Annotated in this window: 4 protein-coding genes; all 4 read right to left on the bottom strand. The window is 75.8% G+C overall.

Going from position 1 to position 6,404, the window contains the following annotated elements:
- Positions 1-394: 394 nt before the first annotated feature.
- A complete protein-coding gene (locus ACFVHV_RS25635; RefSeq protein WP_359899417.1) occupies positions 395-901 on the bottom strand; it encodes an RICIN domain-containing protein in 507 nt (168 codons plus the stop codon).
- A 139-nt stretch (positions 902-1,040) separates the two neighbouring features.
- Positions 1,041-2,285 carry a S8 family serine peptidase gene (locus ACFVHV_RS25630; protein ID WP_359899419.1) on the bottom strand — a complete coding sequence of 415 codons (1,245 nt, stop codon included), beginning with the start codon at positions 2,283-2,285 and terminating at the stop codon, positions 1,041-1,043.
- On the bottom strand, positions 2,282-5,632 hold the full coding sequence (locus ACFVHV_RS25625) for a right-handed parallel beta-helix repeat-containing protein (RefSeq protein ID WP_359899421.1): 3,351 nt from the start codon (positions 5,630-5,632) through the stop codon (positions 2,282-2,284). Before ACFVHV_RS25625 ends, ACFVHV_RS25630 begins: the two co-directional genes overlap by 4 nt.
- A gap of 80 nt (positions 5,633-5,712) precedes the next feature.
- Positions 5,713-6,404: hypothetical protein (locus ACFVHV_RS25620; protein WP_380353755.1), on the bottom strand; the 692-nt coding region annotated here is incomplete at its 5' end.

Genomic DNA, 6,404 nt, shown 5'->3' with positions numbered 1-6,404 from the left:
GCCCCCGGCCCCGACCATCCCCCCCCCGACCGCCCCCTGCTCGCGCGCCCCCCCCCCCCCCCCCCGCCGGCGCCCCCCCGTCCCCGCCCCCGCCGCCCTGCGCCCCCGGGCCCGCCTCGACTACCTCGAACTCGCCGCCCTCGTCGGCGACGCCATGGCCGAACGCCGGGGCTGAGCGGGGCCGCAGAGGGAGCGACCCACCGGACGGGCGCGGGCCGAGCCGCTCCCCGGCCTCCCGGCGGGCGCCGGGAGGCCGGGAGGCCGGGAGGCCGGGGAGAGGACGGCGATCCGCCGCAGAGCGCCGCCTCGCCCACTCACGAGGTGGCCTTCCCCCGCGGTCCACGCCGGGAAGCCCGCGCGGCAGGCGGCCCCCGCTACCGCGTCCGGGCGCGGCTCAGCGCCACTTCTGGGTGGCGGACCCGTTGCACTGCCACTGGCCGGCGACCGCACCGTTGTGGGTGGCGTCGCCCCAGATCTCCAGGCACTTGCCCGAGTTCGCGTTTCCGAGCTCGCCGGTGGAATACCAGTACCACTGCTGGGTTTCCGACCCGTTGCAGTCCCACTGGCCGGCGCGGGCGCCGTCATTGGTGGCGTCGCCCCAGATCTCCAGACACTTGCCCGAGTTCACGTTGACGATGGTGGCCCAGACGCCGTTGTAGGACAGCCGCCATTGCTGGGTGGCCGATCCGTTGCAGTCCCACTGGCCCGCGCGGGCGCCGTTGCCGGTGGCGTCGCCCCAGATCTCCAGACACTTGCCGGAGTTGACGTTGACGAAGGTCCGTTCCCCGGCCGACAGCGCAGGCGCTGTCGCGGCGCCGGCGGTCGGTGCGGCCGCGAAGCCCGTGGTGATCGCGATTCCGGCGACAAGCGCCGCTGTTCCCTTACCGATCCGAAGATTCACAGCTCTCCTTGGAGGTAGGTGGCACCACCTGCCTTCCCTGCCGGGTTCCGGGGAAGCGGCGGGGCGAGCCAATGGCGGGAAAGCACGGGAGCCCAGCGGGAAGTCGACCTCGCCGGCCCCTCCCGTCCCCGCCGACCCGTCAGCTCTCCTCCGCCCGGCCCGGGCGCCAGCCCCGGGCGCGGGCGCGGGGGGCCACCGCGCCCGCCGCCGCGACCAGGGCGACGAGGGCGAGGGAGGACAGCGCGATCAGACCCGCCCGGTGACCGGCGTCGCCGGCGGGCGGGACGGGGGGCATGGTGGGGGCGGCGGCCGCGGTCGGCGGGGCCGGGGCGCCGGGCGCCGCGAGGCGGGTGACGGCGGCGACGGGGTCGACGGTGCCGTGGCCGTACTGGGGGTCGGGGCTGCGGTAGGCGGTGGCTTCCAGGCGCTGGGTCAGCTGGTCGACGGTCAGGTCCGGACGGTAGCCGAGGACGAGGGCGGCGGTGCCGGCCACGAAGGCGGTGGCGAAGCTGGGGCCGGCGCCGGTGTAGTAGCCGCCGGGGGCCGGGCCGGGGCCGGTGACGGCGTCGCCCGGGGCGGCGAGGTCGACGCGGCCGCCGACCGGGACGGCCGAGGGGCCGTCCGGGAGCGCGCCGCCGGGGGCGAGGTCGCGGACGGCGAGCACCTCGGGGTAGGCCGCCGGGTAGACCGCCGGGACGGCTTTGGCGGTTCCGGAGCCGTCGGTCGGGACGGTGTCGGGTGCGGCCGGGGCGACGATCAGCGCGCCCTTGCCGCGCGCCGCGCGGACCGCGGCGGCCAGGGCGTCGGTGCCGTTCGGCAGCGCCACCCCGACCGCGATGACCCGCGCGCCGCGGTCGGCGGCCGCGGTGATGCCCTGGGCCAGCAGGTCCGCCGAGGGGGTTCCGGCGTCGTTGGTGACCGGGACGGCGAGGATCCGGGCGCGCGGCGCGAGGCCGGCGAAGCCCGCGCCCTCGCGCTGGTCGGCGGCGATCAGGCCGGCCAGGAAGGTGCCGTGGCCGACGCAGTCCTGGGCGGGGTCGGGGCCGCCGGGCAGCTGGGCCAGGTCGAGCCGGCCGGCCAGCAGGCCGCTGCCGTCCTTGACCCCGGAGCCGAGGACGGCGACGGTGACGCCCTCGCCGCGGCTGAGCGGCCAGACCCGGTCGGGCCGCAGGAAGGTCTGCGGCCAGGGGGTGAGCTGGGTGCCCTTGGTCGACGGCGGCAGGCAGCCGGCCGACCGGCCGCTCGCGTCGCGACGCTGCTGGCTGACGCCGGGCAGGGCGTCGGGGCCGGCGGGCGTGTCGGCGGCGGCCGGGCCCGCCACGGGCAGCAGCAGCCCGGCCAGGAGCGGCGCGGCCACCGCCCGGGCCAGGGGCGCCCGCTTCATGCGAGGCTGCCGATCCGCTCGGCCGGGATGTCCTGCGGCAGCAGCAGGCTGAGCTCGTCGAGGTCCGCGATGTCCAGCCGGGACAGCCGGCCCGCCTGCCGGGTGATCATCGCCTCCAGCACCTGCCGGGCGAACCGCCCGTTGCCGAAGGAGCGGTCGCGCGGGACGGCCGCGAACAGCGTGCCGAGCGCGGCCAGGGTCTCCGGGGTGCAGGTGTAGCCGGCGGCCTCGGCCTGCACCCGGACGATGGTGACGAGTTCGTCGTCCGCGTAGTGGTCGAAGGTGATCTCCCGGGAGAACCGGGAGGCCAGGCCGGGGTTGGAGGCGAGGAAGCCGCGCATCTCCTCCTGGTATCCGGCCACGATCACCACGACCTCGTCGCGGTGGTCCTCCATCAGCTTCATCAGGGTGTCGACGGCCTCCTGCCCGAAGTCCCCTCCGGAGCCGTTGCGGGGCGTCAGGGTGTACGCCTCGTCGATGAACAGCACGCCGCCGCGGGCGCGTTCGAAGGCGTCCCGGGTGAGCTGGGCGGTGTGGCCGATGTAGCGGCCGACCAGGTCGGCGCGGGCGGTCTCGATCAGCTGGCCCGAGGGCAGCACGTCGAGCTCGGCGAGGAGTTCGCCGTACAGCCGGGCGACGGTGGTCTTGCCGGTGCCGGGCGGGCCCGAGAACACCAGGTGGTGGCTGATGGTGGCGGCGGGCAGCCCGGCCTCGACCCGGCGCCGGGTCTGCCGGGTCAGGTTGACCAGGTCCTCGACCTGCTCCTTGGCGGCGGCGAGGCCGACCATGGCGCGCAGCCGGTCGAGCAGGCCGGGTTCGTCGGCCTTCGCCTCGTCGGCGGCGGCCTGCTCGCCCACGTCGGCGGGCAGCAGCCGGGTGAGCGCCTCGTTGTCGAAGTGCTCCAGTTCGGCGAGCCTGGAGGCCTGCCGGTCGACCATCTCCTCGAACACCTTGCGGGCGGCCCGGCCGTTGCCGAAGTCGGCGCCCTTGGGCATCCGGTCGAAGTGCGCGGCGAGCGCCTCCCGGGTGCCCTCGACGAGTTCGTACCCGTGCCCGGCGGCGGCGTGCTCGACGATCGTGGTGAGCTCCTCGTCGCTGTAGTTCCGGAACTCGACGGTGCGGCTGAACCGGGAGGCCAGGCCCGGGTTCGAGGCCAGGAACTCGCGGATCTCGGCCTCGTACCCGGCGACGATCACCACCAGGTCGTCGCGGTGGTCCTCCATCAGCTTGACCAGGGTGTCGATGGCCTCGCGGCCGAAGTCCGGTCCGGTGCCGCCGGAGCCCGCCGACAGGGTGTACGCCTCGTCGATGAACAGCACCCCGCCGAGCGCCTCCTTGACCACCTCGGTGGTCTTCAGGGCCGTCCCGCCGATGATCGAGGCGACCAGGTCGGCCCGGGCGACCTCGACCAGGTGGCCGCTGCGCAGCACGCCGAGTTCGGCGAGGATCGCGCCGTAGAGCCGGGCGACGGTGGTCTTGCCGGTGCCGGGCGGGCCGGCGAAGACGAGGTGCCGGCTCATCGGCAGGGCGGGCAGCCCGGCCTGCTCCCGGCGCCGGGCCAGCTTGTTGAGGTTGACCAGGGTGGCGACCTGCTCCTTGACGCCCTGCAGCCCGACCAGGGTCTGGAGGACGGCCTGCGGGCCCTGCGGTGCGGCCGGCGCGGGAGCCGCGGCGCCCTCGGCCGGGGCGTCCGACCCGTCGGCGGCGGGGGCCTCGCCGGGCTCGGTGGTGGCGACGGCCGCCGCGCCGTGGGCGTCCGGAGAGCGGTTGTCCCGGCTGTCGAGGTTCTCCACGGCGAGGCGGTCGGTCGGCTCGGTCTGCCGCAGCCCGGCGCCCTGGTTCTCGGCGGCCACGCAGTCGGTGAGCCGCACGGGCTCCACGGAGTCGGAGCGCAGCCCGTCCACGGTGTTGTCGCTGAGCTGGCAGGCGGTCAGGGTGGCGCGGGCGCCGGACCGCAGGTGCAGCCCGTGCCGCCGGTTGGTCCGCAGCCGGGTGCGGGTGGCGGTCAGGTCGCCGCCGTGCTCGACCTCGGCGCCGTCCAGGGCGTTGTCGGCGGACTCGACGTCGCGCAGGGTGGCGATGCCCTCGGCGCCGACCGAGATCCCGCAGGATCCGCTGCCGCGCACCAGGCTGCCGCCGAGGTAGGTGTTGGCGCCGTCGGCGATCCGCACCCCGTGCCCACCGGCGTCGACGACGGTGACGTCCTCCAGCCGGCCGCGCCCGTCGCGCAGCGCCTCGATGCCGTGGCCGCCGGCGGCGGTGACGGTGCTGCGGCGCAGCAGCGGGTTGGCGCCGTCGCGCACCACGATGCCGACGCCGGCCGCGTCCCGGACCTCCAGGCGGTCGAACTCGGCGGCGCTCTCCCCGGTGAGTTCGACGCCGTCCGTCCCGGCGTCGCGCACCACCGCCCGCACCAGGCTGGGCCCGGCCGACTCGCCGACGTGGATGCCGGCCAGGGCGGGGGCGGTGACCTCGCAGTCCTCCAGGGTGCCCCGGGCCCGGCCGGCGATGTGCAGGCCGTGGCCCTGGGGGCGGACGGCGCGGCAGCGGCGCAGCAGCGGGTCGGTGCCGTTGGTGAGGACGTAGCCGTGGGCGCGCACGGCGGTGACGGTGCAGTCCTCCAGCACGACCCGGGCGGTGGAGCCGATGAAGACGCCGAGTGCGCTGTCCCGGATCTCGGTGCGCAGCAGCCGGGTGGTGCTCTGCTCCTCCAGGGCGACGGCGGGCTTGTCGGTGGCGGAGATCTCGCAGTCCTCGACGAGGCCGCGCGCCTCGCCGTTGGCGCACAGGCCGTTGCCGCGCGCGTCGCGCAGCACGCAGCGCCGGACGGTCGGGTTGGCCCGCTCGCCGATGACCACGGCCGAGGTGCCCAGGTGCTCGATGACGCTGTCCTCGATCACGCTGGTGCCGGTGGAGGTCTCCACCAGCCCGGCTCCGGCCGGGTTGGTCACCCGGCTGCCGCGCATGGCGAGTTCGCCCTGCTGGCGGGTGAGCACGGCGGTCCACGCGTTGCCGATCACCTCGCAGTCCTGCATGGCCAGTTGGCCGCGCGGGACGTCGACGGCGGGCAGGTCGTCGTCCTGCCCCTGGAGCACCAGGCCGGTGAGCTGGACGGCCTCGGTGAGCACCTGGACCACCGAACCGCGGCGGGGACTGATCCGCACGCTGCCCCGGACGTCCTCGGCGGTGATGCTCACCACCTTGGTGAGCACCAGGTTCTCGTCGTACCGGCCGGGGCGGACCGAGATCACCGCGCCGCTGCGGGCAGCCTGGAGGGCTTCGCCGATCGTGCGGTAGGAGCCGGGCTCCCGCTGCTCCGCACAGACCGTCAGCACCGGGCGCGACATGCCTGGGGTTCCCTTCGTCGTGGGGCGTTGTTGTTCGGGTTGTTCGGGTTGGTCTGGTGGTTCAGGGGGTTCGGGCGGGGTCAGGCCGTACAGGTGGCGCGGACGGCGGCGGCGGCGTGGTGGGCGAACGTCTCGGTGCTGCCCGACCAGTCCAGGCCGCGGCTGTGCAGCGTCAACGAGATCGGGCCGCGGTAGGAGAACGGGCCCTGGTTCACCCAACTTCCCCGGCTGGCGGTCTGGTTGATGGAGAACGAGCCGATCTGGCCGCCACCGCTCTGCACCGTGTAGAGGCTGGGGTTGCCGCCGACCTGCTTCACGTCGCCGCTGGCCGGGATGTAGACGGACAGGGTGCAGCTGCTGACCTTGTCCACGGTGAAGGTCCAGACCACCGAGTTGCTGTTGTCGTCCTTGTTCGCGTCGCCGGACATCGGCATCGAGGCGTACGTGCCGTTGCAGCCGTCGCCGCCGTAGCCGCCCGAGTTGTTGCGCCAGCCCTTGGTGCCCTGGTCGTACCAGCCGTTGGTCTTGTACTGGCCGCCGCCCGAGCAGTACGGGCCGGCGATCACGGTGACCGGTGCCGGCGGCTTGGCGGCGGCCGGCGGCGGCGCGGGCTGCTGGGCCGCCGGTGGCGGCGCGGCCGGCGGGTTCGCCGGGGGCTGGTTGGGGGCCGGGTTGGCCGCGCCGCCGCCACCCGTGCCGCCGGAGGCCGAGCCGCCCGAGGCGGCCGCCGCACCGCCCTGGGAGCGGTCCGTCCCGCCGCCCGGGGCGGGGT

The sequence above is a fragment of the Kitasatospora sp. NPDC127116 genome (assembly GCF_042677365.1).
Taxonomy (GTDB): domain Bacteria; phylum Actinomycetota; class Actinomycetes; order Streptomycetales; family Streptomycetaceae; genus Kitasatospora; species Kitasatospora lactacystinica.
This window is presented reverse-complemented; position numbering and strand designations above follow the sequence as displayed.

Coding starts and splice junctions, on each gene's coding strand:
- ACFVHV_RS25630 (WP_359899419.1), bottom strand. CDS start 2,285: ATGAAGCGGGCGCCCCTGGCCCGGGCGGTGGCCGCGCCGCTCCTGGCC.
- ACFVHV_RS25625 (WP_359899421.1), bottom strand. CDS start 5,632: ATGTCGCGCCCGGTGCTGACGGTCTGTGCGGAGCAGCGGGAGCCCGGC.